This is a genomic window from Burkholderia sp. Ax-1724 (genome assembly GCF_011752995.1).
Classification (GTDB): Bacteria; Pseudomonadota; Gammaproteobacteria; order Burkholderiales; family Burkholderiaceae; genus Paraburkholderia.
In genome coordinates, this window is the sequence record NZ_VWWL01000001.1 from 219,139 (window position 1) to 245,734 (window position 26,596).

Sequence of the window (26,596 nt, forward strand, 5' to 3'; positions counted from 1 at the left end):
CACTGGGCGGCAATGCATCGGCCGCCGTTACTGGTGCAACCGCGGTGGGCGCTGCTGCGACAGCCACAGCCCGTGAAGCCTCCGTGTTCGGAGCGGCAGCCTACGCCGGCGCCATTCAGGCCATGGCGCTCGGCACGTTCTCCGCAGCCACCCAGGCGCGCGCCAATGCGATCGGCACTAACTCGACTGCTACCGGCGTGGACTCGAATGCAATCGGTACCTCGGCCGCGGCGAGCGGGCAGCGTGCCATCGCGCTTGGTTCGTCGGCTTCGCAAAGCAGTAATACCACCACCGACGCGACTCAGGATGCGACGACCAACACCCGGGCCTCGGGCACGGATTCGATCGCCATCGGCACCGCCTCGTCCGCTACACAAGCGAGCTCTGTTGCGATTGGCACCAGCGCGGTTTCTTCGGGTTCGGGCGCGGTCGCACTCGGCCAGACAGCGAAGGCGAGCGGCACGAACAGCATCGCGCTCGGCCAGAACGCGGCGGCTTCGGCGAACAACTCGGTCGCGCTGGGCGCGGGGTCGACCACGACGGCGAATCTGGGCGCGGCGGCGTACAACCCGGGCAGTAGCTCGCTTTCCGGAACTGCTTCGGCGGCGAACGGCGAAGTGTCGGTGGGTTCGGTCGGCTACGAGCGCCGCATGACGAATGTAGCGGCGGGTGCCGCCGCGACCGATGCGGTGAACGTGAGCCAGTTGCAGTCCGAGGCGGTGAAGTCGAACGAGATCGGCAACTCCGTCGCGGCGAGCCTGGGCGGTGGTGCGGCCTATAACTCGACGACGGGTACGGTGTCGGCGCCGAGCTACAGCGTGGGCGGTACCACGGTGGGTAGCATCGGCGACGCGCTTGGCAACATCGACGGTCGCACGACGCAGAACACTGCGGACATTGCAAAGAACGCGGATGACATCGCGAAGAATGCGGACGACATTGCGCAGAACTCGACCAGTATCACGAACGTGCAGAACCAGCTCGCCAGCGGCACGGTGGGTCTGGTGCAGCAGGATGAAACCACACGTGATCTGACGGTAGGCAAGGACACGGACGGCACGGTGGTGAACATGGCCGGTGCGGCAGGCAACCGCACGGTGACGGGAGTGGCAGCAGGCGTAGTGAACGCATCGAGCGTGGACGCGATCAACGGCAGCCAGCTGTATGCGAACTCGGCGAGCGTTGCCGAGGCACTGGGTGGGGGCTCAACCGTGAACGATGACGGCACGGTGTCGGCGCCGAGCTACAGCGTGGGCGGCACCACGGTGAACAGCATCGGTGATGCGCTTGGCAACATCGATGGCCGCACGACGCAGAACACCGCGGACATCGCCAGGAACGCAGACGACATCGCCAGGAACGCAACGGATCTGACGAACGTACAAAACTCGGTGACGGATCTGTCGACGCAACTGAACAGCGGCACGGTGGGGCTTGTTCAGCAGGACGCAACCACACGCGACCTGACGGTAGGCAAGGATACGGACGGCACGGTGGTGAACATGGCCGGTGCGGCAGGCAACCGCACGGTGACGGGAGTGGCAGCAGGCGTAGTGAACGCATCGAGCGTGGACGCGATCAACGGCAGCCAGCTGTATGCAAATTCGGTGAGCGTTGCCGAGGCACTGGGTGGTGGCTCGACCGTGAGTGAGGACGGCACGGTGTCGGCGCCGAGCTACAGCGTGGACGGCACCACGGTGAACAGCATCGGCGACGCGCTCGGCAACATCGACGGTCGCACGACGCAGAACACCGCGGACATTGCCAGGAACGCAGACGATATCGCGAAGAACACAACGGACCTGACGAACGTGCAGAACTCGGTGACGGATCTGTCGACGCAACTTGCCAGCGGCACGGTGGGTCTGGTGCAGCAGGATGCTACGACGCGTGAGCTGACGGTGGGCAAGGACACGGACGGTGCGGTGGTGAACATGGCGGGTACGGCGGGCAACCGTACGGTGACGGGTGTTGCAGCAGGTGCAGTGAACGCATCGAGCGTGGACGCAATCAATGGCAGCCAGCTGTACGCCAACTCGGCGAGCGTTGCTTCGGCACTGGGTGGCGGCTCGACCGTGAGCGAGAACGGCACGGTGTCGGCGCCGAGCTACAGCGTGGGCGGTACCACGGTGGGCAGCATCGGCGATGCACTCGGCAACATCGATGGCCGCACGACACAGAACGCTGCGGACATTGCAAAGAATGCGGACGACATTGCACAGAACTCGACCAGTATCACGAACGTGCAGAACCAGCTTGCCAGCGGCACGGTGGGACTGGTGCAGCAGGATGAAACCACGCGCGACCTGACGGTAGGCAAGGACACGGACGGTACGGTGGTGAACATGGCCGGTACGGCAGGCAACCGCACTGTGACGGGTGTGGCAGCCGGCGTAGTGAACGCATCGAGCACGGATGCGATCAACGGCAGCCAGCTGTACGCAAATTCGGCAAGCGTTGCCTCGGCACTGGGTGGGGGCTCAACCGTGAACGATGACGGCACGGTGTCGGCGCCGAGCTACAGCGTAGGTGGTACCACGGTGGGCAGCATCGGCGACGCGCTCGGCAACATCGACGGTCGCACGACGCAGAACACCGCGGACATCACCAGGAACGCAGACGACATCACGAAGAATGCGGACGACATCGCCAAGAACGCAACGGACCTGACGAACGTGCAGAACTCGGTGACGGATCTGTCGACGCAACTGAACAGCGGCACGGTGGGTCTGGTGCAGCAGGATGAAACTACACGTGACCTGACGGTAGGCAAGGACACGGATGGCACGGTGGTGAACATGGCTGGCACGGCAGGCAACCGCACGGTGACGGGTGTGGCAGCCGGCGCAGTGAACGCCTCGAGCGTGGACGCAATCAACGGCAGCCAGCTGTACGCCAACTCGGCGAGCGTTGCTTCGGCACTGGGCGGTGGCTCGACCGTGAACGCGGATGGCACGGTTTCTGCCCCGACCTACAGCGTGGACGGTACGACGGTGAACAGCATCGGCGACGCCCTCGGCAACATCGATGGCCGCACGACGCAGAACACCGCGGACATTGCCAAGAACGCAACGGAGCTGACGAACGTACAAAACTCGGTGACGGACCTGTCGACACAACTGAACAGCGGCACGGTGGGTCTGGTGCAGCAGGACGCAACCACACGTGATCTGACGGTAGGCAAGGACACGGACGGTACGGTGGTGAACATGGCCGGTACGGCAGGCGACCGCACGGTGACGGGCGTAGCAGCCGGTGCAGTGAACGCATCGAGCACGGATGCGATCAACGGCAGCCAGTTGTACGCCAACTCGGCAAGCGTTGCCGAAGCACTGGGCGGCGGCTCGACCGTGAACACAGACGGCACGATCTCGGAGCCGACCTACAGCGTGGACGGTACGACGATGAGCAACATCGGTGACGCACTCACCAACATCGACGGCCGCACGACGCAGAACGCGGACCAGATCAGCGCGCTCAACACGATGCTGAGTGGTATCAACAGCGGTAGCGGCATCATGTACTTCCACTCGAATTCGTCGCTGCCGGATTCGGTGGCGAGCGGTGCGAACTCGGTGGCGATCGGCGGCAATGCGCAGTCGTCCGCGGCCGGCTCGGTTGCGCTGGGCGCGAACTCGGTGGCCGATCGGGACAACACGGTGTCGGTGGGCTCGGCGGGCAACGAGCGCCAGATCACCAACGTCGCGGCGGGTACGGCCGACACGGACGCGGTGAACGTCGCCCAGCTGAAGAGCGCGGGGATCGTCGATGCCAACGGCAACGTGAACGCGGCGGCGACGTACGACCACAATGCCGACGGCTCGACGAACTACAACAGCATGACGCTGGGTAACGGCTCGGACGACGGCACGGTGATCCACAACGTGGCCGACGGCGTGGCGCCGACCGATGCGGTGAACGTCAGCCAGCTCAATGCGGTGGTCAACAATGCGGCGGCCGCGGCGAACAACCCGATGTTCAGCGCGGACGGCGATCGTACGACGCAGAGCGCGACGGCAAGCGGCACGCTGTCGGTGGCGGCGGGCGCGGGTGCCTCGGCATCGGGCTCGCAGGCTGTGGCGATGGGTGCGAACGCGAGTGCGACGGGCCAGAACTCGGTCGCTCTGGGTTCGGGTTCGGTGGCGGACCGCGACAATTCCGTGTCGATGGGCTCGGCGGGCAACGAACGCCAGGTCACCAACGTCGCGGCGGGGACTGCGCCGACCGATGCGGTCAACGTGAGCCAGATGAACAACTCGGTGGCACAAGGCGTGCAGCAGGCCAAGGGCTACACCGATCAGCGCATCAACGACACGAACAACGCGATCAACGGCGTTGCGCGTGGGGCTTATTCGGGCATCGCCGCGGCGACGGCACTGACGATGATTCCGGAAGTCGATCCGGGCAAGACACTGTCGTTCGGCATCGGCGCGGGAACCTACAAGGGTTACCAGGCTGTGGCGCTGGGCGGTACCGCACGCATCACCGAGAACATCAAGGTGAAGGCGGGCGTCGGTCTGAGCCCGGGCGGCACCACCGCCGGCATCGGCGCCTCGATGCAGTGGTAAGCGATGTGGCGGATGCAACTCCGGTTGCGTCTGTTACGCCGGTCTGAGTCGTATCGACGAAGCCCCCGACGGATCGAAAGGTCCCGAGGGGGCTTCGTCGTTGTGAGCGCGGGGGTGGCGGAAATATACCTGGACCAGGAGTTTCCCTGGTCAGTGTTGGCAGTCGCGCTGCGTGAAGCTGCTCCCGCTGCGATCCGTCCCCGGTAGCCGGGGGTTCCGCGCCGAGCGGCGGCCGACGACGCCCATTCCCCCCACTTCTTGAATTTGTCACCACCCATCCATATAATTAGCACTCACTGCACGAGAGTGCTAACAACATCGCCGGTTGGCTCGGCCAGCCGGGTTTTCTCAGCGTTCTTCAGTCTCAATCAAGAGAGGAGTATGTATGAACCTTCGTCCTTTGCATGATCGCGTGATCGTCAAGCGTCTGGATCAGGAAACCAAGACCGCTTCGGGCATCGTGATCCCCGAAGCCGCAGCGGAAAAGCCGGATCAAGGCGAAATCCTCGCAGTCGGCCCGGGCAAGCGCGACGACAAGGGTGCAGCCATTGCGCTCGACGTGAAAGTGGGCGACCGCGTCCTGTTCGGCAAGTACGCAGGCCAGACCGTCAAGGTCGACGGCAACGAACTGCTCGTGATGCGCGAAGAAGACATCATGGCCGTGGTGCAGAAGTAAGCGCAAGGTCGCTACTTCCCCGGTTATATCCAAAGAATTCAAGGAGTTAGAAGATGGCAGCTAAAGAGGTCGTATTCGGTGATTCCGCCCGTGCCAAGATGGTCGAAGGCGTGAACATTCTCGCCAACGCCGTGAAGGTCACGCTGGGTCCGAAGGGCCGCAACGTGGTCCTCGAGCGCAGCTTCGGCGGCCCGACGGTCACCAAGGACGGTGTGTCGGTCGCTAAAGAGATCGAACTGAAAGACAAGCTCCAGAACATGGGCGCGCAAATGGTCAAGGAAGTCGCTTCCAAGACCAGCGACAACGCCGGCGACGGCACGACGACCGCTACGGTTCTCGCGCAATCGATCGTCCGCGAAGGCATGAAGTACGTTGCATCGGGCATGAACCCGATGGACCTGAAGCGCGGCATCGACAAGGCTGTTGCAGCCGCAATCGAAGAACTGCGCAAGATCAGCAAGCCGTGCACGACCAACAAGGAAATCGCCCAGGTCGGCGCGATCTCGGCAAACAGCGACACGTCGATCGGCGAGCGCATCGCTGAAGCGATGGACAAGGTCGGCAAGGAAGGCGTCATCACCGTCGAAGACGGCAAGTCGCTGCAAGACGAGCTGGACGTCGTCGAAGGTATGCAATTCGACCGCGGCTACCTGTCGCCGTACTTCATCAACAACCCGGACAAGCAGGTTGCCGTGCTCGACAACCCGTTCGTGCTGCTGCACGACAAGAAGGTGTCGAACATCCGTGATCTGCTGCCGGTGCTCGAGCAGGTCGCGAAGGCTGGCCGTCCGCTGCTCATCATCGCTGAAGACGTCGAAGGCGAAGCGCTCGCAACGCTGGTCGTCAACAACATCCGCGGCATCCTGAAGACCGTCGCCGTCAAGGCTCCGGGCTTCGGCGACCGTCGTAAGGCCATGCTGGAAGACATCGCGATCCTGACCGGCGGCCAGGTCATCGCTGAAGAAACCGGCCTCACGCTCGAGAAGGCAACGCTGGCTGAACTGGGCCAGGCGAAGCGCATCGAAGTGGGCAAGGAAAACACCACGATCATCGACGGCGCTGGCGAAGCAGCGAACATCGAAGCTCGCGTCAAGCAAGTGCGCAAGCAGATCGAAGAAGCGACCTCGGACTACGACCGTGAAAAGCTGCAAGAGCGCGTTGCCAAGCTGGCAGGCGGTGTTGCTGTGATCAAGGTCGGCGCTGCGACCGAAGTCGAAATGAAGGAAAAGAAGGCACGTGTCGAAGACGCACTGCACGCAACGCGCGCAGCTGTGGAAGAAGGCATCGTTGCTGGCGGCGGCGTCGCGCTGATCCGTGCACGTACGGCAATCACCGGCCTGAAGGGCGCTAACGCCGATCAGGACGCAGGTATCAAGATCGTCCTGCGCGCCATGGAAGAGCCGCTGCGCCAGATCGTCACCAACGGTGGCGAAGAAGCGAGCGTCGTCGTGGCAGCGGTTGCTGCCGGCAAGGGCAACTACGGCTACAACGCAGCAACCGGCGAGTACGTCGACCTGGTTGACGCAGGTGTCGTGGACCCGACGAAGGTGACGCGCACGGCGCTGCAAAACGCAGCTTCGGTTGCGGGTCTCCTGCTGACGACCGATGCAGCTGTCTGCGAACTGCCGAAGGAAGACGCACCGATGCCTGGCGGCATGCCCGGCGGCATGGGCGGCATGGGCATGGACATGTAATACCGCTCGGGTCTCGTGGTTCGGCATCATGCCCGGACCACGTTATGAGACCCGGTTGGTGTTCATGGGGGAAGCATGTCGTGAGACGTGCTTCCCAAAAGACAAAACCCGCATTTTTGCGGGTTTTGTCTTTTGGGGAAGAGGATTTTGGCGCGATGGATCGCGATGTACCGGAATCAAGCTCCTGTTTCGTGAGCCGCACGGCGGCTAGCCGTTTCGAGACATTTCTCGCGCAGGTGACTGAAGATCTGCGCGACGCTTTCGGCCGGCGACAACGTTCCCGTGTCGACGTGAAGCTCGGGCTTGGCGGGCGGTTCATAGGGCGCCGATACGCCGGTGAACGAAGTGATTTCGCCGGATCGCGCTTTCGCATAGAGGCCTTTCGGGTCGCGGCTCGCGCAGGTGGCAAGCGGTGCGCACACATAGATCTCGACGAATTTGTCGCTCCCGATGATCTCGCGCGCCATCGCCCGGTCTTCACGCATCGGCGAGATCAGCGCGGTAATCACGATGAGGCCCGCGTCGTTCATCAATTGGGCGACGTGTGCAACGCGGCGGATATTTTCGCGCCGGTCCTTGCGCTCGAAGCCGAGATCGTTGGCAAGGCCATGGCGCACGTTGTCGCCGTCGAGCACGTAGCATGCATGGCCCAGCGCGATCAGTTGCTGTTCGAGCGCGAATGCGAGCGTCGATTTTCCCGCGCCGGACAGCCCGGTCAGCCAGATCGTGGCTGGCCTCTGGCGGAACATGCGCATGCGGTCCTGAGCCGTGATCGTGCCGTGAAAGCGTTGCAGGAAATTCGGGGGTTCTTCCATAAGTGTTTTCTCCTGATTCTCCTGGCGCCTACTCGCAGTGCCAGCCTTGCCGCCAGGTGCCGGCGTGGTGCAGGCTTTCCGGCGAATTCGCAATCGCGATGTGAAAGCCTTCCGGGACGCCGTCCGGCAGCGCAATCGAAAATCCGCTGCGCTCGCTCGGATAGCCGGCGCTGGCTACGTCGGGCCGGTGCTCGCCGCTCCAGCCGGTTGCGACGACATGCGTGCCGACCCGCACTTCGAGCGGCACGCGTTCTTCCGGCCGGCTCAGATTGATGGCCCAGCCGGACACCACGCCGTCGTGAACCGCGTCGACGAATCCGTCGAACAGGTCGGCGGGAGTGTACTGCCGGCTTCGCGCAAATTCGAGATAATCCTCGATGGGCGAAAGATCGAAACGCCGCACAACGTCGCGGACTTGTGAAAGAAATGAACCGTCAAAGCCGAAAACCGTCGAGCTATAGACATGCGGATTTTCGAGCTTATTTATTTCGGCCTGAATAATCTTAATCAGCTCCAGCGCATTCGAAAAGACGCTGCCCATCTCTTTCGCATAGGCATCGACCATTCGAGTCGCACTGCGGAATATTTCGTAATCGAGACGGTTCTCCTCGATAAATTTCTGTTTCGTTGCCTCGCTTAAATGGTTTCGCGTTTTCGGCGCGCCGGAGGTTCGATTTGTCTCGAAATGAAACGGTAATTGCAGGCCGCTCGTGCTGCAAAGCTGTAGCAGGAATTCGCTCATCTTCCCGCATATGCCGACTGTGCCGATACTCCTGCGCAGATGAGCCTGCGCGGCGTCGAGGCTGGTTTCATTTACCACGGCATGGCCGCTCAGCATCTGGACGAAGAGATTCTTCCCGCCCAGCGATTCGCCGACCCACTCGTCGAGCGACAGCACGCCTTGCTGTGCGAGTGCCTCGGGCGTCGACACGCTCACGCCTCGCGTTACCTCGCCGTTCTTGCCGCTCGACGCGTACCAGTAGTGCGAAATCTGCCGCTCGAGCGGATCGCGCAGGATCGTGCAGTAGTTGACGGGGTGTTTGATAATCCGATGAATACCGTATGGCTGATGCCCCCCGCCGATCTGGCTGGCGAGCAGCTTTGCGCGGCAGTTTCCCCAACCGGTTCGATCCCACACGAAGTTGATGAACTGGTCTTTGCCTTTATTCAAATCAAAAAACGAAATAACGGTCGAGCCGCCGCATTTCGGCAAATGGATGAAAAAGGTAGGAAAAGGCATATTGGGCGTATGACAGAACGATGACCCTGAAAGTCTAGCCTGATGATGTCGGCGCCGTTGTAACGGTTAATTACGCGATACAACGTCCTGTTACATACGACACGGCGATCCGTTAGATTTTATGCGAAATACGTGTGTGATGCGCCCGCAGTATGGGTTTTGCGCCGCAACATGGCCGGCTTATGGCGTCGGTATTTTATTAATTCCAATTTTTTGTAAAACGGAAAATGTTACGGATCTTGAAAAAAGCGTGTTTCGAAATGAAAAACCCGCACGCGTGCGGGTTTTTCATTTCGACTGCCGTTGGGTAAAAAACGGGAGTGCCTAGTGCCGCGCTTCGCCCGGCGTAGCGCTCCTGTCCGGTGCGGGCGGCGTTTCGTCGTCGCTGCTGCGCGCCCAGAAGAAGCGGTCGGGCATATACGCGCCCATGCCGGGCCGGAATGCGTTGCGCACGGCCTGATACAGATATTCCTGGCCCTCGCGGACCGCCTCGGCGGGCTCCTGGCCATTGGCCAGCAACGCGGCGATCGCCGCGCCGAGCGTGTCGGTCAGGCCCGTCAGCCGATGGGTGCCGCGGTCCCACATGTCCTGGCGCAACTGGCCGTCTTCGCTGAAGAGCGTATTGACGAGCCGGTGCGTGCCGGTTTCCGTCGACAGAATGTACTCGCAGCCCTGCGACAGCAGATGCGAAATCGCCGCGTCGAGGCTCGGCGCTTCCGCGTCGCCGTCGGGCTGGGCGAGCGCCAGCAGTGTGGACGAATCGGCGACGAGCAGCGTGGTTTGCGGCGCGAGCAGATCGGCGATCGCCTCGCGCAGCTCGTCGGCGGCGAGCACGTGTTCGTCGTCGAGCGTGAAGTCGGGCGCGAGAATCAGCGGAACGTCGTCGTAATCGGCGACGACCTCGGCAATCGCGCTGACCACTTCGGCGCGCGTGCAGGCGCCGACCTTGAACGCGGCGATCGGCATGTCTTCGAGCAGCATGCGCGCCTGCGTCGCGACGACGTCGGGATCGAGCCCGGTGACTTCGTCGCAACTGGCCGAGTCGCGCACGGTGTAGCCCGTCAGCACGGAAACGCCGTGGCAGCCCATGCTGGCAAGGGTCATCAGGTCGGCCTGCAGGCCGGAGCCGCCGGTGGGGTCGGAAAGGCCGAAGGTGAGAACGATCGGAGGCGTATCGCTGGGCATGAAATGGATAAAAAGAGGCAGGATTCCGGCGCGCAGTGCGCAATTGGCTCAATTATGCGGCCTAAACCGGCGCGGGAGCTTTTTTTCGCACGTCGCGCGAGGTTCGTGGCGGCAAGCAGCACAGCGGCGTACGGTTTGTGCGCGTCGCGCAATCCTGGGCATGAACGGGCTGCTCTCAAACACGGGCGGGCTCGCGAGCCCGCCCGTCATCCGCTGCCGCCGATGTTCACGCACCCGCGCGCGGCACCGCCACGGCCGCCCGGCCACAGGCCGGCGCACGCTACGGTTGCGCGTTTTCGATTGCTAGGCATGGGGGCGGCAACACGGTACCATCATGGCTCCCGTTTCCACGGACTCAACGACGCGACACAAGAATGGAATATCAAAGCTGGATGTGCCTGATTTGCGGCTGGATTTACGACGAGGAAGCCGGGTTGCCGGACGAGGGCATTGCGCCGGGCACGCGCTGGGAAGACGTTCCCATTAACTGGACCTGTCCCGAGTGCGGAGCGCGCAAGGAAGACTTCGAGATGGTCCAGATCTGAGATTTGGGAAACCGCCGGCCTGGGCCGGCGGTGTCGTCTGGATTCGCTGGATCGTGCGGTTTCACGGGCTTCACTCACCGGTTTCGTTGAACGCCGGGGAGCCGTTGGAGCAGGGAGCCTGCCACGCTTCCTGCTGAAATTGCCTTGCCGAGGCCGGCTCCGCAAACCGGCTTCGGACATGGGCCACTGGGGCCCGCGGTCTGGAGCCGCTGTGCCGGCGACGTCCGCGGGAGCAAGTCCCGAAAAGTCCGGTCATGCCGGTCGCGAAATCGGGCAGCGCGCCTGTTCCTGATTTTTTGCGGGCTTCTTCCGGGCGCAATTGTCCGCGGCACCCGGCATCCCATTCGCCGCGCCGGTGGGGAGCATCGCCGGAATGCCGTGCCGGTAGAGAGTTTGTCCTTGTCCTGTCGCCCGTTTGCGCGTTGGCCGATCACTCTGCATGCGGCGCGCAGCGACAGCCCGTCAGCTTCGTGCCGTCTGCCCATGACTCTTCGATCCGCTGCATCCGTTTCCATCGACGCCCTGCCGAATCCGCGCGGCGGCGCGGTCCGTCCCGCGGAACTGGCGCTCGCCGAGGCGTCGCTCGCGTTCGAGCAGCGCGAGGAAAGCGGTGCGGCGCTGCTGCGCGCAGCGCAGGCGTTGCGCACGGCCGGCTGGCTGAGCGCGCAGCGTTTCGCCGATGCGCTCGTGCGGCTCTCGCCGCTCGCGAGCGAAGAACCCGCCGAGGCGCCGGCTGGCGCGCAACGCGTGCGGCCGCTGTTCGGTGCCGCGCTGCGCGACTTCCGCGCGGCGCTCGAACGTCACAATCTGCGCGAGCTGTCCTGCTCGCCGACGCTCTTCAATCACTACCACGCACTGTGTTCGCAACTGGCCGAGCACGCGCCCGGCACGACCGTCGCTTTCGAAGACCTCGCGTTGTGTGCGCGGCCCGTGCCGCCGGCGTCGCTGCACGCGCAATCCGCCGCTCAGCTTGCGCATCTGCGGGCGCGCTACGAGCGCGCGCTGCTGCCGGTCCTGCGCTCGCAGGTCGACACGGGCAGCGCGGTCGCGCTCGCCGTCACGAATGCCGCGCTCGACGAGCTCGATGCCGTCTTCGTCGAACTTGCCGGCCCCGACCCCTACGACTTCTGGCGTCTCGCGCGGGCCTGTGCGAAGGCGCTGCGCGCAGGCGGCCATGCGGCTCGCGATACCGACGCGCGGCGCTTCTACGCGCGCTGCAACCTCGCGCTCGCCGATCACGCGCGCGGCATCGAGCGCGCGCCGCGTTCGCTCGTGCGCGCGACGCTCGCGCTCTTGTGGCGCGACTATGCGCTGTTCGGCGCGGCTGCCGAAGATGCGGCGCAGGTCGAGGTGCTGCGCGACTATGGCCTGAGCGTCGACTGGCATGTCGCGGGCACGCAGGCGTCGGAAATGCTTTGGGAAGCGGGCGCGCTCGAAGCGCACTCGCGCGGCGCGCTGCACGGTTCGCTGTCGCGCGATCTGGGCGTGCTGAGCGTCAACGCGAACGCCTACGAAGACTTTCTGCAGACCGCCGACGCATCGATCCAGGCGCTTAGCGCACATGCGCGCGCGGCCGATCAGCCGGAGAAGGCCGATCCCAGCGAGGCGCTGCAGGCGGGCGATGCCGCCTATCGGCTCGGCTCGGCGGCGTGCGCGCTCGGCCTCGGCCATGTGGCGCTACTGGCCGATGCACTCGGTCTCGCGTGGCGCCGTCGCGCGCACGCGGGCGTGGCGACGCCGGCGGTGCGCGCGCATGTGATCGTCGGCGCGCCGGCCGCGGATACGCTCGAACAGGCCGCCGAAGCCTTGCGCGCGACGCTGCACAAAGTCGCGGCCGGCGTCGGGCCGGCCGGCGGCAGTCTTACGCAGGCAGCGCTTACTGCACTGACGCGCGCGATCGAGCAGGGCGGCGCGTGAACCGTGTCGTCGCGGCAGCTGATCGGTGCCGCAATCGATGCTGCAATCGATCCAGCCCGCGCACGGCGCATGCCGCGTTGCCGGAACACAAAAGTCGCCCCGCGATAAAAGCAGCATGAACCGCGATGCGTCCGTTGCGATAAGACACAATCCCTCAACATCGAGCAATGTCCGGCGATCTGCGCGCGGGCACGCCTGCCTCGACCGCATGCTGCGCTGCCCCCGAGCGGTACATGAGCCCTCCATAAGCCATCCCTAAGCGGCTTCATGAAACGATCCATGCGCGGGCGCATGAACGGCGCATAAACGCTGTGCTGGCACGCTCCAGGCCCCGCCCGATTGGCACGTCGCCGGGGCCGCGCATGATAGAGTGCAACCTGATCCGGCGTCGATGGCAGGCGGCACGGCGCGCATCGCGCGACCTCGCTCAAAGCCCGCCATCCCGCATCGTCTTTGCTAAAATCCCAACTATGTCCAAGAGTACCGATCGCATCAATCTGACCAACCAGTTCCTGATCGCCATGCCCAACATGGCCGATCCGACGTTTTCAGGAACGGTGGTCTACCTTTGCGATCACAGTGAGCGCGGCGCGCTCGGCCTCGTCATCAACCGGCCGACCGATATCGACCTGCAGGCGCTCTTCAATCGCATCGATCTGAAGCTCGAGATCGAACCTCTTCTCCATGTTCCCGTGTACTTCGGCGGCCCGGTGCAAACCGAGCGCGGCTTCGTGCTGCACGACCCGAAAACCGGCGGCGCGTATACGTCGTCGATGTCCGTGCCGGGCGGCCTCGAAATGACCACCTCGAAAGACGTGCTCGAAGCGGTCGCGAGCGGCAACGGCCCGGAACGTTTTCTGCTGACGCTCGGCCACGCCGGCTGGGGCGCGGGCCAGCTCGAAGACGAAATCTCGAAGAACGGCTGGCTCACGGTCGAAGCCGATCCGAAGATCGTTTTCGACGTGCCCGCCGAAGAGCGTCTCGAAGCGGCGCTCGCGCTGCTCGGCGTGTCGCTCTCCATGCTTTCGGGCGAGGCCGGGCACGCATGAGAGGCCGCGCATGAGCCTGCCGCACGGACGCGAGGCGACGCTGCTCGCGTTCGACTACGGTGAAAAACGCATCGGCGTGGCGGTCGGCAATTCGTTGACGCGCCGCGCGCGGCCGCTCGTCGTCGTGCAGAACCGCAGCAAGGACTATCGCTTCGAAGCGCTCGGCAAGCTGATCGCCGAGTGGAAGCCCAATGCGCTCGTGGTCGGTTTGCCGATGTATCCGGACGGCACGCCGCACGAACGCACCCAGCTCGCGAAGCGCTTCGGCAACCAGCTGAACGGCCGCTTCAATCTGCCGGTGACATGGGTCGACGAGCGCTATTCGTCGGTCGAGGCCGAGGCGGAAATCCGCGCCGGCAACGGCCGTGCCGACATGCTCGACGCCGAGGCCGCCAGCATCATCCTTCAGCAATATCTAGACGGACTTTCCGACGATCATGAGTTCCATTGACGCCGAAGTGCTGTATCGCGCGTTGCTCGACCAGATTCGCGCGGCCTATGGCGATCAGCTGGGCGGTGCGGAAGGCGCGGTGCTGGCCGGTATCCATAGCGGCGGCGCGTGGCTCGCCGAGCGGCTCGCGCGCGACCTGAAGCTCGCGAGCTTCGGCGTGGTGAACGTCGCGCTGCATCGCGACGACTATGCGAAGAAAGGGCTGCACTCGCAGGCGAGCCCGACCTCGCTGCCATTCGCGGTCGACGGCCGCCGTATCGTGCTCGTCGACGACGTGCTGTACACGGGCCGCACGATCCGCGCGGCGCTCAACGAGCTATACGACTATGGCCGTCCGGCTTCGGTCGAACTCGCGGTGCTCGCCGATCGCGGCGGACGCGAGTTGCCAGTGGCGGCGCGCTGCGTCGGCGGAATGGTCGACGTGCCCGCCGACGCGACGCTCGTGCTGGCCCGCGAAGACGACGGTGCGGGCCGCACGCGCTTTGTTTTTCACACCGAAGCACGCGCCGATTGAAACTCGCGCGGGCGGCGCGACGGCGAAGCGTAGAGCGCGAGCCATGAATGAGCATGCACCAGCATGCCGTTCGAACGCCGCAGCCCGAGCCGGCTCGCTCAGGCTCGCACCGGCTTGAGCTCGATTCGCGCCGCGCAAAAACCGCGCAGCCTTTCGCCGCGCCGTGACGCGCGCGGACGGCACGGAAATTGTCACCGAGCATCGCAGAACGTCACACGCAGTGCGCATCGACATCGATCACGTTGAAGCCCGTATTTGAAGCAGGTACACCATGAACACCGCCACCCAGGCTCCGCAGGATTCCTCCGCTAGCGCGTCCGAGCGCTTTCGCTACGGCTTCCTGAAGGGCAACCCGCAGCTCACGAAAAACGGCGAGCTCAAACATCTGTTGTCGATCGAGGGCTTGCCGAAGTCGATCGTCAATCACATTCTCGATACCGCCGACCAGTTCGTCAGCGTGACCGATCGCGAAGTGAAGAAGGTGCCGCTTCTGCGCGGCAAGTCGGTGTTCAACCTGTTCTTCGAGAACTCGACGCGCACGCGCACGACCTTCGAAATCGCCGCGACGCGGCTGTCGGCCGACGTGCTGAACCTGAACATCAACGCGTCGTCGACGAGCAAGGGCGAGTCGCTGCTCGACACGATCAACAATCTCTCGGCGATGCACGCGGACCTGTTCGTCGTGCGTCATGCGTCGAGCGGCGCGCCGTATCTGATCGCGCAGCATTGCGCGCCGCACGTGCACGTGATCAACGCCGGCGACGGCCGTCATGCGCACCCGACGCAGGGCCTGCTCGACATGTACACGATCCGCCACTACAAGAAGGACTTCACGAAGCTGCGTGTGGCGATCGTCGGCGACATCCTGCATTCGCGCGTCGCGCGCTCCGACATTCACGCGCTGACCACGCTCGGCGTGCCCGAAGTGCGCGCGATCGGTCCGCGCACGCTGTTGCCGGGCGGGCTCGAACAGATGGGTGTGCGCGTGTTCCACAACCTCGACGAAGGTTTGAAGGGCGTCGACGTCATCATCATGCTGCGCCTGCAGAACGAGCGCATGAGCGGTGCGCTGCTGCCGTCGTCGCAGGAGTACTTCAAGAGCTGGGGGCTCACGCCCGAGCGTCTCGCGCTCGCCGCGCCCGATGCGATCGTGATGCACCCGGGACCGATGAACCGTGGCGTCGAGATCGACTCGCAGGTCGCGGACGGTCCGCAGTCGGTGATCCTGAACCAGGTCACGTTCGGCATCGCGGTGCGCATGGCGGTGATGGGCATCGTCGCGGGCAACAACGATTAAGCAGCAATTAAGCCGCGACCGGGCAACGGCCGGGCATCAGGCTGAACCACGGGTTTAACAAAGGCAGCGCATGAAGATTCATATTCAAGGCGGCACGCTGATCGATCCGGTCGCGGGCACCGAACAGCAGCAGGACATTTTTATCGACGCGGGCAGGATCGCCGCGATCGGCCACGCGCCGGCCGGCTTCCAGGCCACGCAGACGGTCGACGCAACCGGCCTCATGGTCGCGCCGGGGCTCGTCGATCTGTGCGCGCGTCTGCGCGAGCCGGGCTACGAGCACAAGGCGACGCTCAAGTCGGAAATGGCCGCGGCGCTCGCAGGCGGCGTGACGAGCCTCGTGTGTCCGCCGGACACCGATCCGACGCTCGACGAGCCGGGCCTCGTCGAAATGCTGCGGTTCCGCGCGCGCAACCTGAACCAGGCGCACGTGTATCCGCTCGGCGCGCTGACGGTCGGCCTCAAGGGGCAGGTCATTACCGAGATGGTCGAGCTGACCGAGGCGGGCTGCGTCGGTTTTTCGCAGGCCGATACGCCGATCGTCGATACTCAGGTGCTGATGCGCGCGCTGCAATACGCGAAGACCTACGGCTACACCGCATGGCTGCGTCCGGTCGATGCGTATCTCGGCAAGGGCGGCGTCGCCGCGAGCGGCGCGGTGGCGTCGCGGCTCGGTTTGTCGGGCGTGCCGGTGGCCGCCGAAACGATCGCGCTGCATACGATCTTCGAACTCGTGCGCGTGACCGGCGCGCGCGTGCACATCCCGCACGTGTCGTCGGCGGCGGGCGTCGAGCTCGTGCGCGCGGCGAAGGCCGAGGGTTTGCCGGTGTCGTGCGACGTCACCGTGAACCATCTGCATCTGATCGATCTCGACATCGGCTATTTCGACGCGCAGTTCCGGCTCGATCCGCCGCTGCGCCAGCAGCGCGATCGCGAAGCGATCCGCGCGGGCGTCGTCGACGGCACGATCGACGCGATCTGCTCGGCCCACACGCCGGTCGACGACGACGAAAAGCTGCTGCCGTTTGGCGAGGCGACGCCGGGCGCGACCGGGCTCGAACTGTTCCTCTCGCTGACCGTGAAATGGGCCGACGAAGCGGGCGTGCCGCTCGCCACCGCGCTCAACCGCATCACGACGGCGCCCGCGCGCGTGCTCGGGCTCGCAGCGGCCGGCAGCGTCGCGGTCGGTGCGGCGGCCGATCTGTGCGTGTTCGACCGTCGCGCGCACTGGTTCGTCGAGCCGCGCGCGCTGAAGAGCCAGGGGCACAACACGCCGTTCCTCGGATACGAACTGCCGGCGCGCGTGCGCGCGACGATCGTCTCCGGCCAGCTCGCGTACGAGCAGCGCTGAGCGGTTCCGTTCAGTACGCCGCCGCGCCCGCCGTCCAGTCAAGGAAAGCTCCGACAATGAAGCTCGCGTTACGCAAGATCCGACTCATCGCGCATCTGCTGCACGGCATGTGGACCGTCGCCACGCGCTTTCCGAAGGCGAGCGCGGAACGGCGCCACGCACTCAACCGCGCGTGGTCGCTGAAGATGCTGCGCTTGTGCGGCATGCGCCTCGTGGTCCATAACGACGCTGCGCGGCTCGATCGCGGCGCGCTCGTGGTCGCCAATCACGTGTCGTGGATCGACATCTACGTCATCAATGCGTGGCGGCCGACGCCGTTCGTCTCGAAGGCGGAGATCCGCCAATGGCCGGTGGTCGGCTGGCTCGCGCAGCAACTGGACACGGTGTTCATCCAGCGCGAGAAGCGCAGCGACGCGAAGCGGATCATGCACGAACTCGCGGATCGCCTGAGCACCGGCGAGCTGATGTGCGTGTTTCCCGAGGGCACCACCTCGAACGGGCTCGCGCTGCTGCCGTTTCACTCGAACATGTTCCAGGCGGCGGTGTCGGCCGGCGTGCCGGTGCAGCCGGTGTGCCTCATGTACGAGGATGCGCAGGGCCGGCAGTCGACGGCGCCCGCGTATATCGACGATCTGTCGCTGGCCGATTCGCTCGACATGCTGTTGCGCGGCGGCCCGCTGACCGCGCATGTGTACGTGGGCGAGCCGCTGGCGGCGGGCGCGGACCGGCGCACGCTGGCCGCGCAGGCGCAGGAGTCGATCGCCGGTGCGTTGCGGCAGATGCAGCACGGCACTGCGAATGCAGGGGCGGCCGTGGCGGAAGAGGTCGTTTCGTCGGACGATTCGGCGGGCACGCTGATCGAGCCGGCCGACCGTTCGGGCCATTCGGCCTGACGGCGGTTTCGACGCTCCGGCGTCGTGCGGGTCGGGCTGATCGGGCGGGAGCGTAGGGCGCGGACTTCAGCGCCTCTAGTGCGCCTCTAGTTGCCGCCGGCCACCCGGCACGATTCGCAATCGACCTGCGTCAGCGTGCGTTCCGCGGGATTGCTCGCGAGCCGCACGGCGGACAACTGCTCGCCCCACACGCAACCCGAGTCGAGGCCGATCAGGTTGTCGCGCAGGATCAACCCGAGCGCGGCCCAATGGCCGAACACCACGGTCACGTCCTCGGTCTTGCGCGACGGCGCTTCGAACCATGGAATGCAGCCGGCCGGCGCCGAACCGAGGGTGCCGCTGCTGCTGAAATCCATCGTGCCGTTCGCGGTGCAGAAGCGGATGCGCGTCAATGCGCTACAGGTCACGCGCAGCCGGTCGATGCCTTTCAGGTCAGGCTTCCAGCGGTTCGGCTCGTTGCCGTACAGGCCCGCCAGCGTTTCCTTCCAGTTTGGCGCGCGCAGCGCGCGCTGCAACTCGTCGGCCAGCTCCATCGTCATGCTCGCGTCCCATTGCGGCAGCACGCCGGCATGCACCATCAGCATGCCGTTTTCGAAGTGCGCGAGCGGACGGTGGCGAATCCAGTCGAGCAGATCGGCGGCATCGGGCGCGGCGAGGATGTCGTCTATCGTGTCGCCTTTTTTCGATTTGCGAATGCCCGCCGACACCGACAACAGATGCAGATCGTGATTGCCTAGCACCGGCACCGCACGATCGCCTAGCGCGATGACGTCGCGCAGCGTGGCCAGCGACTCGGCGCCACGGTTGATCAGATCGCCCGCGAACCAGAGCGGCGTGCCGTCCGGCGGCGCGGCCTTGGCCAGCAGTTGCTGGAACGGTTTGCGGCAGCCCTGCAGATCGCCGAACGCGAGCGGTACCAGGGGAGGCGAGATGCCGGAAGTGGTGGAGGGGGTCATCGGATGAATCGGCGCGGTTCGAAATTTGTGGTAATAGACATGCATGCTGCATTTGGCGGTGCAACATGTCGGCCTGACATAATATCCGGTTTGAATTGCCGGTATCGTCATTGCCGGTATCGTCGAGGGCCCGCACTCGGCGCGAGTTCGCAACCCCGGCGGGATATTGGCGCGACGAACAGGAGCAGAAGAAGGCATGCCGTTTTCGCAGTCGACGCAGCCCGTGCGCACGCTCGTGACCGGTGCGAGCGGTTTCACCGGCCGATATCTGGTCAGGAAGCTGCGCGCCCGTGGCCACACCGTGATCGAGACGGTGGGCGACCCCGGCGCGACGGCAACGCCGACCCGGCTGCCGCTCGACATCGCCTCGCCCGATGCGTGCCAGCGCGTGATCGAGCGCGTGCGGCCCGACTATATCGTGCATCTGGCCGCGATCAGCTTCGTCGGGCATGACGATCCTCTGGACTTCTATCGCGTGAACGTGGTGGGCACGCTGAATCTGCTGGAAGCGTGCGCGCACGCCGGCCATACGCCGCGCAAGCTGCTGATCGCGAGCAGCGCGCACGTCTACGGCAACGTGACCAGCGACGCGATCGACGAAAGCTTCCCGTTGCACCCCGTCAATCACTACGCGGCCAGCAAGGCGGCGATGGAAACGATGGTGCGCACCTGGTTCGACCGGCTGCCGATCCTGATGGTGCGGCCGTTCAACTACACCGGCCGCGGGCAGGCCTCGAACTTCCTCGTGCCGAAGATCGTCGAGCACTTCGCGCGCCGCGAGTCGTCCATCGAACTCGGCAATATCGACGTGGCGCGCGATTTTTCCGACGTGCGCTACGTGGCGAGCGTGTACGAAGCACTGCTCGATTCCCCGGCCGTGTCCGAAACCGTCAACGTCTGCACGGGCACGCCTTATACGCTGCGCGACATCCTCTCGGCGGCGAGCGAGCTGACGGGGCACGAGCTGGAAATCCGCGCCAACCCCGCGTTCGTGCGGAAAACCGACGTGAAGATGCTCGTCGGATCGCCGGCCAGGCTGCGCGCGCTGGTGCCGGCCATCGCGTCCATCCCATTTATCGAGACCCTGGGCTGGATGCTCGCAGCCTGACTGGCTCGTTTGCGTCCTCCCGCCGCCCCCGCGTCCGCCACCCTCGGCAACCACCCTCGGCAACCACCCTCGGGCGCCCTCAAAAAAATAATCCGGTTAGCCCGATACCAATTTTGTCAAGCTGTTTCAAGTTGTTAGGGTTCTAGTTTTTGCACCGGGCGGCTTTATAATTGTGCCTTCATAAAATCGGCGTCTGAGTGTCTATCGGTTGTACGGAAAGGCGCGACGGGCGGCGGCAGAAGCGGACTCCACCACTACGCGGGGTGCACGGGCCGGCACAGTCACAATGGCCTGTCACTAACATCTAGAAGGGAATTTCATGATCCTGGTAACGGGCGGCGCCGGCTTTATCGGTGCCAATTTCGTGCTCGACTGGCTCGATGCGTCGGACGAAGCGGTGCTCAACGTCGACAAGCTCACCTACGCCGGCAATCTCGGCACGCTCAAATCGCTACAGGGCAATCCCAATCACGTTTTCGCGCGCGTCGACATCTGCGAGCGCGCCGCGCTCGACGCGCTGTTCGCCGAGCACAAGCCGCGCGCCGTGCTGCATTTCGCGGCCGAAAGCCACGTCGACCGCTCGATTCACGGCCCGGCCGATTTCGTGCAGACCAACGTGGTTGGCACCTTCACGCTGCTCGAAGCCGCGCGCAGCTACTGGAACACGCTGGGCGAGGCCGAGCGTGCCGCCTTCCGCTTCCTGCACGTATCGACCGACGAAGTGTTCGGCTCGCTGTCTGCCACTGACCCGCAATTCTCCGAAACCACGCCGTACGCGCCGAATAGCCCCTATTCGGCCACCAAGGCCGGCTCCGATCACCTCGTGCGCGCCTACCATCACACGTACGGCCTGCCGGTGCTCACCACCAACTGCTCGAACAACTACGGCCCGTACCAGTTCCCCGAAAAGCTGATCCCGCTGATGATCGCCAACGCGCTCGCGGGCAAGCCGCTGCCGGTGTACGGCGACGGCCAGAACGTGCGCGACTGGCTGTACGTCGGCGACCATTGCAGCGCGATCCGCGAAGTGCTCGCGCGCGGCACGCCCGGCGAAACGTACAACGTCGGCGGCTGGAACGAGAAAAAGAATCTCGAAGTCGTGCATACGCTGTGCGATCTGCTCGACACGCTGCGCCCGAAAGCGGCCGGCTCGTATCGCGACCAGATCACCTATGTGAAGGACCGTCCGGGCCACGACCGCCGTTACGCGATCGATGCCCGCAAGCTCGAACGCGAACTCGGCTGGAAGCCGGCGGAAACGTTCGAAACGGGTCTTGCCAAAACGGTCCAGTGGTATCTGGGCAATCAGGCATGGTCCGACGAAGTCGCTTCGGGTGAATACCGGAAGTGGGTCGAAACCAACTACGCGCAACGCGCGTGACGGCACATAAGGGCACGGCCATGGCGCGCAAAGGCATCATTCTCGCGGGCGGTTCGGGCACCCGCCTGTATCCGATCACACATGTCGTCTCGAAGCAGCTGCTGCCGGTCTACGACAAGCCGATGATCTACTACCCGCTTTCCACGCTGATGGTGGCGGGCATTCGCGACGTGCTGATCATCTCCACGCCGCAGGACACGCCGCGCTTCGAGGCGATGCTCGGCGACGGCAGCCAGTGGGGCATGAACATCCAGTACGCGGTGCAGCCGTCGCCGGACGGGCTCGCGCAGGCGTTCATCATCGGCCGCGAGTTCGTCGGCAACGATCCGTCGGCGCTGATTCTCGGCGACAACATCTTCTACGGCCACGATCTTGCGAAGCAGCTCGAGCGCGCCAACGACCAGACCGACGGCGCGACCGTGTTCGCGTATCACGTGCACGATCCGGAGCGCTACGGCGTGGTCGAATTCGACGAGCAGTTCCGTGCGCTGTCGATCGAGGAGAAGCCCGCGAAGCCGCGCTCGCACTACGCGGTCACGGGCCTCTACTTCTACGACAAACAGGTCTGCGACATCGCCGCGGACATCAAGCCGTCGCCGCGCGGCGAACTCGAAATCACCGACGTCAACTCGCGCTATCTCGCGAACGCGGCGCTCAACGTCGAGATCATGGGCCGCGGCTATGCGTGGCTTGACACCGGCACGCACGATTCGCTGATCGAGGCCGCGACCTTCATCGCGACGCTGCAAAAGCGCCAGGGTCTCGTGGTCGCGTGTCCGGAAGAGATCGCGTACCGCCGCAAGTGGATCGACGGCGAACAGCTGCTCGCGCTTGCCAGGCCGCTCGCGAAGAACGCCTACGGGAAGTACCTGCAAAACATTCTTACGGATCACGTCGCATGGCCATCCAGGTAACCGCTACGGCACTGCCCGAAGTCAAGATCATCGAGCCGAAGGTGTTCGGCGATGCGCGTGGTTTTTTCTTCGAGAGCTTCAATGCGCTCGAATTTGCCGAGAAGGTCGAGGCGGGCGTCGAGTTCGTGCAGGACAACCACTCGCGCTCGGCCAGGGGCGTGCTGCGCGGTCTGCATTATCAGATCCAGCATGCGCAGGGCAAGCTCGTGCGCGTCGTCGAAGGCGAGGTGTTCGACGTGGCCGTCGACATCCGCAAGAGCTCGCCGAATTTCGGCAAGTGGGTCGGCGTGACGCTGTCGGTCGAGAATCACCGGCAACTGTGGGTGCCGCCTGGTTTCGCGCACGGCTTCGTCGTGCTGTCGGAGTCCGCGCAGTTCCTCTACAAGACCACCGACTACTGGTTCCCCGAGCACGAGCGCAGCATCGTGTGGAACGATCCGGCGATCGGCATCGAATGGCCGATCGGCGTCGAACCGCTGCTCGCGGCGAAGGACGCGGCAGGCAAGCGCCTCGCCGAGGCCGAAGTTTACGCATAAGGGACAGCCGCATGAGCGCACAGGATGCGAAGCGCACGATTCTCGTCACGGGCGTGAACGGCCAGGTCGGCTACGAACTCGCGCGCACGCTGCAGGGCCTCGGCAACGTGGTGGCAGTCGACCGCTCGCGGCTCGATCTGTCGAACCTCGATCAGATCCGCGCGGTGGTGCGCGAGGTACGTCCCGCGCTGATCGTCAACCCGGCGGCCTATACGGCGGTCGACAAGGCGGAGCAGGAAGCCGATCTCGCGATGCGCATCAACGGCGAGGCGCCGGGCGTGCTTGCCGAGGAAGCGAAAAAGCTCGGCGCGGCGCTGATCCACTATTCGACCGACTACGTGTTCAACGGCACGAAGCAAGGCGCCTACGTCGAGGACGATCCGACCGATCCGCAGAACGCCTACGGCCGCACCAAGCTCGCGGGCGAGCAGGCGATCGCGGCGACGGGCGTCGATCACCTCGTGCTGCGCACGAGCTGGGTGTACGGCACGCGCGGCAAGAACTTTCTGCTGACGATGCTGCGGCTCGGCGCCGAGCGTCCCGAACTGAAGGTCGTCGCCGACCAGTTCGGCGCGCCCACTTGGTGCAACACGATCGCGACGCTGACCGCGCATCTGTGCGCGCAGGCCTTCGCCGCCGAACACGGCGCGACATGGTGGCACGAGCGCTCGGGCATCTATCACCTGTGCGCGGGCGATTCGACTTCGTGGCACGGCTTCGCGTCGGCGATCTTCGAGCTCGCAGGCCTGCCGAACCGGCCGAACACCCTGCCGATTCCCGCCGCGGATTACCCCACGCCGGCGCAGCGTCCAGCCAATTCCATAATGTCGAACGAGAAGCTGGCGCGCGTGTTCGGGCTTGCCGCGCCGCATTGGCGCGACGCGTTGCGCCTGTGTCTGACGGACGGTTTTCCGAAGTCGCCCGCGGCCTGTTCCTGAGGCTGTTTTTGCGGCAGCCCGCGCGTGCTCTCATGGCGCCCAGACGGTACACGGACGCATCGGGAGACGCAGCGCGCTGCCCGTCCGCGCACGGCTTCCCCGAACTAACGAAGCCTGACAGTGGTGAAAGGGGGCGGCGGTAGAATGTCGCGATACGAACGTGCCACCGGGCGCTTCTCCGGTGCGGCGCATGATAGCGGCGCCGCGCGGGCAAAGCGCACGCAGGGTGGCGCAATTCGTGCTGGACGTGCCGAATGGATCGTGCCGATGAATTCGCCTCAGTGCGCCGCCGTCGCGCGGTCACGTAATAAGTACGAAATCGAGAGGAAGCTGTGAGTTTGTTACCGATCATTCTGTGCGGCGGAGCGGGATCGCGGCTTTGGCCGGTGTCCCGCGAATTGCATCCGAAGCCGTTCATCCGTCTCGCGGACGGCGAAAGCCTGCTGCAGAAAGCCTTTCTGCGCGCGGTGGCGCTGCCCGGCGTGCAGGAAGTGCTGACGGTGACGAACCGCGAGCTGTTCTTCAAGACCGAAGACGATTTCCGCGAGGTCAACGAGAAGGGCGTGGCGACCTCGTTCATTCTCGAACCGTTCGGCCGCAATACGGCCGCGGCGGTCGCCACGGCGGCTTTGCATACCGCGAAGGCGCACGGCGAAGACACGGTGATGCTGATACTCGCCGCCGATCATCTGATCGCCGATCAGGCCGCGTTTGCGGCGGCGGTCGAGCGGGCGCGCACGCTCGCGCAGGCCGGCAAGGTCGTGACCTTCGGCATGCATCCGGAGACGCCCGAAACCGGCTACGGCTATATCGAAGCCGATGGCGAGCGGGTCGTGCGCTTCGTCGAGAAGCCGTCGCTCGACAAGGCCCGCGAATATCTCGCCTCGGGCAAGTTCGTGTGGAACTCGGGCATGTTCTGCTTCACCGCGGGCACGATCCTGAAGGAAATGCGCGAGCATTGTCCGGACATTCTCGATGCCGCGGCCGCGTGCATGGAGAAGTCGCCCTCGGCCGAGGGCGCGACCGGCGCGCAGGTGCGGCTCGAACCGGGCAGTTTCGGCGCGGTGCCGGAGTTGTCGATCGACTACGCGGTGATGGAGAAGTGTGCGCACGCGGCGGTCGTGCGTTGCGACATCGGCTGGACCGACGTCGGTTCGTGGACCGCGCTGTCCGACCTGTCGCCGGCCGACGCGAGCGGCAACCGCGTCGAAGGCGAGGCGCTGCTCGTCGACGTGAAGAACTCGTATCTGCGCAGCGGCGGCCGTCTGATCGGCGCGGTCGGCATCGACAATCTGATCGTGATCGACACGCCCGACGCGCTGCTCGTCGCGAACAAGGCGCGCGCGCAGGACGTGAAGCAGATTTTCGCGGAACTGAAGTTGCGCGGCCACGAGACGTACAAGGTGCATCGCACCGTGCATCGGCCGTGGGGCACGTACTCGGTGCTCGAAGAGGGGCCGCGCTTCAAGATCAAGCGCATCGAGGTGAAGCCGGGCGCGAGCCTGAGCCTGCAGATGCATCATCACCGCAACGAGCATTGGGTCGTGGTGAGCGGCATGGCGAAGGTCGTCAACGGCGAGCAGGAATTTTTCGTGTCGACCAACGAGTCGACCTACATCCCGGCCGGTCACAAGCACCGCCTCGAAAATCCGGGCGTCGTCGAGCTCGTGATGATCGAAGTGCAAAGCGGCGAATATCTCGGCGAAGACGATATCGTCCGCTTCGAGGACATTTACGGACGTACTTGAGATGGATATCAGTTTTACCAACGACTCCGAAGACCTGACGCGCCACAACGAGCGCGACGATCTGTTTATCGGCATGAAGGCGCTGCGCGTGTGGGGCACGCTCGGCTGGCACGACATCCGCCAGCGTTATCGCCGCTCGGTGCTCGGGCCGTTCTGGTTCACGCTCAGCACGATCATCATGGTGGTCGTGCTCGGCGCGCTGTACTCGACGCTGCTGCACCAGGAAATCGCGAACTACCTGCCGTATCTCGCGGTCGGGCTCGTCGTGTGGGCGTACCTGGCGTCGGTCGCCAACGAGGGCTGCCTCGCCTTCATCGGCTCCGCCTATCTGATCAAGCAGATCAGGCTGCCGCTCACCGTGCATGTGTGCCGCATCGCGTGGCGCAACTTCGTGATCCTGCTGCATAGCCTGCCGGTGGTGGTCGTGCTGCTGATTGTGTTCGGCCACTGGCCGGGCTGGGAAATCGCGCTGGTGCCGTTCGCGCTCGTGATCCTGCTGCTGCACGGCGTGTGGCTCGGCGTCACGCTCGGCGTGCTGTGCGCGCGCTTTCGCGACATTCCGCCGATCGTCACGAACCTGATCCAGGTCGTGTTCTTCTTCACGCCCGTCATGTGGTCGCCGGAAATTCTCAAGGACCGCGCGTGGGTCGCCGAATACAACCCGCTCTATCACCTGATCGAAACCGTGCGCGCGCCGCTCACCGGCCGCCCGACCCATTGGGAGTCGTGGGCCTGGTCGATCGGTCTCCTGATCGTCGGCTTTGCGTTCGCGCAGATCCTGATGAAGCGTTTCCGTAATCGCGTTCCTTACTGGCTTTGA

22 protein-coding genes are annotated in these 26,596 nt (G+C 64.7%); 18 read left to right on the forward strand and 4 right to left on the reverse strand.

Annotation, left to right across the window (positions count from 1 at the left end; genetic code table 11):
• Positions 1 to 83 precede the first annotated feature (83 nt).
• The 3 genes from F3J19_RS00925 to groL all read left to right on the forward strand — a co-directional run bounded on the left by F3J19_RS00925 (position 84) and on the right by groL (position 6,938).
• Positions 84 to 4,568, forward strand: coding sequence for a YadA-like family protein (locus F3J19_RS00925; protein ID WP_345890988.1), 4,485 nt, complete (start codon positions 84 to 86; stop codon positions 4,566 to 4,568).
• A gap of 385 nt (positions 4,569 to 4,953) precedes the next feature.
• Positions 4,954 to 5,244: a co-chaperone GroES gene (gene groES / locus F3J19_RS00930; protein ID WP_008923887.1), complete on the forward strand. Its 291-nt coding sequence runs from the start codon at positions 4,954 to 4,956 to the stop codon at positions 5,242 to 5,244.
• A gap of 53 nt (positions 5,245 to 5,297) precedes the next feature.
• A complete protein-coding gene (gene groL / locus F3J19_RS00935; protein WP_167036275.1) occupies positions 5,298 to 6,938 on the forward strand; it encodes a chaperonin GroEL in 1,641 nt (546 codons plus the stop codon).
• Between the two features lie 176 nt (positions 6,939 to 7,114).
• Here the strand turns inward: groL and cysC are convergent, their stop codons facing one another.
• The 3 genes from cysC to F3J19_RS00950 all read right to left on the reverse strand — a co-directional run bounded on the left by cysC (position 7,115) and on the right by F3J19_RS00950 (position 10,178).
• Entirely contained in the window at positions 7,115 to 7,753 is a 639-nt protein-coding gene (gene cysC / locus F3J19_RS00940; RefSeq protein ID WP_167036278.1) for an adenylyl-sulfate kinase, read from the reverse strand.
• Between the two features lie 28 nt (positions 7,754 to 7,781).
• Positions 7,782 to 8,966 carry a chondroitin 4-O-sulfotransferase gene (locus tag F3J19_RS00945; protein ID WP_345890989.1) on the reverse strand — a complete coding sequence of 395 codons (1,185 nt, stop codon included), beginning with the start codon at positions 8,964 to 8,966 and terminating at the stop codon, positions 7,782 to 7,784.
• A 351-nt stretch (positions 8,967 to 9,317) separates the two neighbouring features.
• Positions 9,318 to 10,178 (reverse strand): hydroxymethylpyrimidine/phosphomethylpyrimidine kinase, encoded by an 861-nt coding sequence (locus F3J19_RS00950; RefSeq protein ID WP_167036283.1) that lies wholly within the window; start codon positions 10,176 to 10,178, stop codon positions 9,318 to 9,320.
• A 374-nt stretch (positions 10,179 to 10,552) separates the two neighbouring features.
• Between F3J19_RS00950 and F3J19_RS00955 the strand changes: the two genes are divergently transcribed.
• The 8 genes from F3J19_RS00955 to F3J19_RS00990 all read left to right on the forward strand — a co-directional run bounded on the left by F3J19_RS00955 (position 10,553) and on the right by F3J19_RS00990 (position 18,195).
• Positions 10,553 to 10,723, forward strand: coding sequence for a rubredoxin (locus F3J19_RS00955; protein ID WP_006047743.1), 171 nt, complete (start codon positions 10,553 to 10,555; stop codon positions 10,721 to 10,723).
• Between the two features lie 483 nt (positions 10,724 to 11,206).
• Complete coding sequence (locus F3J19_RS00960; protein WP_167036286.1) at positions 11,207 to 12,640, forward strand: hypothetical protein; 1,434 nt, start codon at positions 11,207 to 11,209, stop codon at positions 12,638 to 12,640.
• 470 nt (positions 12,641 to 13,110) lie between these two features.
• On the forward strand, positions 13,111 to 13,689 hold the full coding sequence (locus F3J19_RS00965) for a YqgE/AlgH family protein (RefSeq protein WP_167036289.1): 579 nt from the start codon (positions 13,111 to 13,113) through the stop codon (positions 13,687 to 13,689).
• A 10-nt stretch (positions 13,690 to 13,699) separates the two neighbouring features.
• Positions 13,700 to 14,140 (forward strand): Holliday junction resolvase RuvX, encoded by a 441-nt coding sequence (gene ruvX, locus F3J19_RS00970; RefSeq protein WP_167036292.1) that lies wholly within the window; start codon positions 13,700 to 13,702, stop codon positions 14,138 to 14,140.
• Entirely contained in the window at positions 14,127 to 14,654 is a 528-nt protein-coding gene (pyrR, locus tag F3J19_RS00975; protein WP_167036295.1) for a bifunctional pyr operon transcriptional regulator/uracil phosphoribosyltransferase PyrR, read from the forward strand. The genes ruvX and pyrR overlap by 14 nt, the downstream gene beginning before the upstream one ends.
• Positions 14,655 to 14,925: 271 nt before the next feature.
• Positions 14,926 to 15,951 (forward strand): aspartate carbamoyltransferase catalytic subunit, encoded by a 1,026-nt coding sequence (locus F3J19_RS00980; RefSeq protein ID WP_167036298.1) that lies wholly within the window; start codon positions 14,926 to 14,928, stop codon positions 15,949 to 15,951.
• 70 nt (positions 15,952 to 16,021) lie between these two features.
• A complete protein-coding gene (locus F3J19_RS00985; RefSeq protein WP_167036301.1) occupies positions 16,022 to 17,302 on the forward strand; it encodes a dihydroorotase in 1,281 nt (426 codons plus the stop codon).
• A 56-nt stretch (positions 17,303 to 17,358) separates the two neighbouring features.
• Entirely contained in the window at positions 17,359 to 18,195 is an 837-nt protein-coding gene (locus tag F3J19_RS00990; protein ID WP_167036304.1) for a lysophospholipid acyltransferase family protein, read from the forward strand.
• Positions 18,196 to 18,281: 86 nt separating this feature from the next.
• Here the strand turns inward: F3J19_RS00990 and F3J19_RS00995 are convergent, their stop codons facing one another.
• Positions 18,282 to 19,151 (reverse strand): symmetrical bis(5'-nucleosyl)-tetraphosphatase, encoded by an 870-nt coding sequence (locus F3J19_RS00995; RefSeq protein ID WP_167036307.1) that lies wholly within the window; start codon positions 19,149 to 19,151, stop codon positions 18,282 to 18,284.
• 196 nt (positions 19,152 to 19,347) lie between these two features.
• On the opposite strand from F3J19_RS00995, the gene F3J19_RS01000 reads away from it, so the two are divergent.
• The 7 genes from F3J19_RS01000 (at position 19,348) to F3J19_RS01030 (ending at position 26,596) form a co-directional block, all read left to right on the forward strand.
• On the forward strand, positions 19,348 to 20,259 hold the full coding sequence (locus tag F3J19_RS01000) for a GDP-mannose 4,6-dehydratase (protein ID WP_167036310.1): 912 nt from the start codon (positions 19,348 to 19,350) through the stop codon (positions 20,257 to 20,259).
• 319 nt (positions 20,260 to 20,578) lie between these two features.
• Positions 20,579 to 21,640, forward strand: a complete 1,062-nt coding sequence (gene rfbB, locus F3J19_RS01005) for a dTDP-glucose 4,6-dehydratase (protein WP_167036313.1) — start codon at positions 20,579 to 20,581, stop codon at positions 21,638 to 21,640.
• Between the two features lie 20 nt (positions 21,641 to 21,660).
• Positions 21,661 to 22,554: a glucose-1-phosphate thymidylyltransferase RfbA gene (gene rfbA, locus F3J19_RS01010; protein WP_167036925.1), complete on the forward strand. Its 894-nt coding sequence runs from the start codon at positions 21,661 to 21,663 to the stop codon at positions 22,552 to 22,554.
• Positions 22,539 to 23,090, forward strand: a complete 552-nt coding sequence (rfbC, locus tag F3J19_RS01015) for a dTDP-4-dehydrorhamnose 3,5-epimerase (protein ID WP_167036316.1) — start codon at positions 22,539 to 22,541, stop codon at positions 23,088 to 23,090. Before rfbA ends, rfbC begins: the two co-directional genes overlap by 16 nt.
• Positions 23,091 to 23,101: 11 nt before the next feature.
• Entirely contained in the window at positions 23,102 to 24,028 is a 927-nt protein-coding gene (gene rfbD / locus F3J19_RS01020) for a dTDP-4-dehydrorhamnose reductase (protein ID WP_167036319.1), read from the forward strand.
• Between the two features lie 332 nt (positions 24,029 to 24,360).
• Positions 24,361 to 25,776 (forward strand): mannose-1-phosphate guanylyltransferase/mannose-6-phosphate isomerase, encoded by a 1,416-nt coding sequence (locus F3J19_RS01025; protein WP_167036322.1) that lies wholly within the window; start codon positions 24,361 to 24,363, stop codon positions 25,774 to 25,776.
• A 1-nt stretch (position 25,777) separates the two neighbouring features.
• Complete coding sequence (locus F3J19_RS01030) at positions 25,778 to 26,596, forward strand: ABC transporter permease (RefSeq protein WP_167036325.1); 819 nt, start codon at positions 25,778 to 25,780, stop codon at positions 26,594 to 26,596.

What these genes read in the sequence shown, in the direction of transcription:
- F3J19_RS01030 (WP_167036325.1), top strand. Translation starts at nt 25,778, where the DNA reads ATGGATATCAGTTTTACCAACGACTCCGAAGACCTGACGCGCCACAAC.
- F3J19_RS00995 (WP_167036307.1), bottom strand. Translation starts at nt 19,151, where the DNA reads ATGACCCCCTCCACCACTTCCGGCATCTCGCCTCCCCTGGTACCGCTC.
- F3J19_RS00955 (WP_006047743.1), top strand. Translation starts at nt 10,553, where the DNA reads ATGGAATATCAAAGCTGGATGTGCCTGATTTGCGGCTGGATTTACGAC.
- rfbA (WP_167036925.1), top strand. Translation starts at nt 21,661, where the DNA reads ATGGCGCGCAAAGGCATCATTCTCGCGGGCGGTTCGGGCACCCGCCTG.
- F3J19_RS01000 (WP_167036310.1), top strand. Translation starts at nt 19,348, where the DNA reads ATGCCGTTTTCGCAGTCGACGCAGCCCGTGCGCACGCTCGTGACCGGT.
- F3J19_RS00980 (WP_167036298.1), top strand. Translation starts at nt 14,926, where the DNA reads ATGAACACCGCCACCCAGGCTCCGCAGGATTCCTCCGCTAGCGCGTCC.
- groL (WP_167036275.1), top strand. Translation starts at nt 5,298, where the DNA reads ATGGCAGCTAAAGAGGTCGTATTCGGTGATTCCGCCCGTGCCAAGATG.
- F3J19_RS00990 (WP_167036304.1), top strand. Translation starts at nt 17,359, where the DNA reads ATGAAGCTCGCGTTACGCAAGATCCGACTCATCGCGCATCTGCTGCAC.
- rfbB (WP_167036313.1), top strand. Translation starts at nt 20,579, where the DNA reads ATGATCCTGGTAACGGGCGGCGCCGGCTTTATCGGTGCCAATTTCGTG.
- pyrR (WP_167036295.1), top strand. Translation starts at nt 14,127, where the DNA reads ATGAGTTCCATTGACGCCGAAGTGCTGTATCGCGCGTTGCTCGACCAG.
- groES (WP_008923887.1), top strand. Translation starts at nt 4,954, where the DNA reads ATGAACCTTCGTCCTTTGCATGATCGCGTGATCGTCAAGCGTCTGGAT.
- F3J19_RS00960 (WP_167036286.1), top strand. Translation starts at nt 11,207, where the DNA reads ATGACTCTTCGATCCGCTGCATCCGTTTCCATCGACGCCCTGCCGAAT.
- cysC (WP_167036278.1), bottom strand. Translation starts at nt 7,753, where the DNA reads ATGGAAGAACCCCCGAATTTCCTGCAACGCTTTCACGGCACGATCACG.
- rfbD (WP_167036319.1), top strand. Translation starts at nt 23,102, where the DNA reads ATGAGCGCACAGGATGCGAAGCGCACGATTCTCGTCACGGGCGTGAAC.
- F3J19_RS00950 (WP_167036283.1), bottom strand. Translation starts at nt 10,178, where the DNA reads ATGCCCAGCGATACGCCTCCGATCGTTCTCACCTTCGGCCTTTCCGAC.
- F3J19_RS00985 (WP_167036301.1), top strand. Translation starts at nt 16,022, where the DNA reads ATGAAGATTCATATTCAAGGCGGCACGCTGATCGATCCGGTCGCGGGC.
- rfbC (WP_167036316.1), top strand. Translation starts at nt 22,539, where the DNA reads ATGGCCATCCAGGTAACCGCTACGGCACTGCCCGAAGTCAAGATCATC.
- F3J19_RS00965 (WP_167036289.1), top strand. Translation starts at nt 13,111, where the DNA reads ATGTCCAAGAGTACCGATCGCATCAATCTGACCAACCAGTTCCTGATC.
- ruvX (WP_167036292.1), top strand. Translation starts at nt 13,700, where the DNA reads ATGAGCCTGCCGCACGGACGCGAGGCGACGCTGCTCGCGTTCGACTAC.